Source organism: Syntrophomonas sp. DTU019 (genome assembly GCA_913757435.1).
GTDB lineage: Bacteria > Bacillota > Syntrophomonadia > Syntrophomonadales > Syntrophomonadaceae > DTU019.
In genome coordinates this window covers 1-776 of sequence record CAJYDM010000017.1, presented here as the reverse complement: position 1 = coordinate 776, position 776 = coordinate 1, and the positions used below count along the sequence as shown (strand labels likewise).

1 protein-coding gene is annotated in these 776 nt (G+C 49.4%); it reads right to left on the bottom strand.

The annotated features are described in order from the left end of the window. Positions 1–776, bottom strand: a 776-nt coding sequence (tnpC, locus tag AC15IQ_RS15320) for an IS66 family transposase (protein ID WP_483180365.1), incomplete at both ends; no start/stop codon positions are given.

Sequence of the window (776 nt, the reverse complement as noted above, 5' to 3'; positions counted from 1 at the left end):
CCATAGCCACTGTAGCCATCGGTTTGCAGATAGCCCGTAAATCCAGACAAGAAACTGTTCGGATGTTTGCTGGCTCTAGTTGTCTGGTAATCATACAGAACAATAGCTGGCCCATCCCTTCCAGTTCGGTAGAGCCACATGTAGGACTTTGATTCGGCTAAACGGCCCGGTTCTTTCAATACTTGCAGGGTTGTCTCGTCAGCATGCAGGATATCCCGCTGAAGCAGCTGCTCATGCATTCGGTCATAGATTATCTTAAGCCAGGGATCGGCGGCATTTAGCAGCCAATTTGCCATGGTCTGGCGTGACAGATCAATACCCAGACGCGAAAACTGCTGTTCCTGACGGTACAAAGGCAGACTGCTGGTGTACTTTTGATCCATTATGTAAGCCAATATGGAGGGGGAAGCCAGGCTGCCCGGTAATATTGGCTTGGGCATTTCAGCCTTGATTATCGGTGTCGTAATGTTATCTGTTTCGCACTGACGGCAAGCATATATGTATTGGACATGTTTGACGACTGAAACCTGGGCCGGTATGATCTTAAGTTCCTGCCTGACCTGAGTGCTCATCTCATGCAGGGCACCCTTACAGCATGGACAGACTTGCTCGTGTTCTTCAAGACGGTATTCGATAACTTCAACCGGCAGGTCCTTAAGCTTGTCTTCTCTCTGACCGGCCTGCTTTTTCTTGCGCTGATATGTGATCGTTTCCACGGTCGGCTCTTCAAGCTCGGGGTTCGCACTATCTTCAGCTTCATTAAACAGGCTGATCTG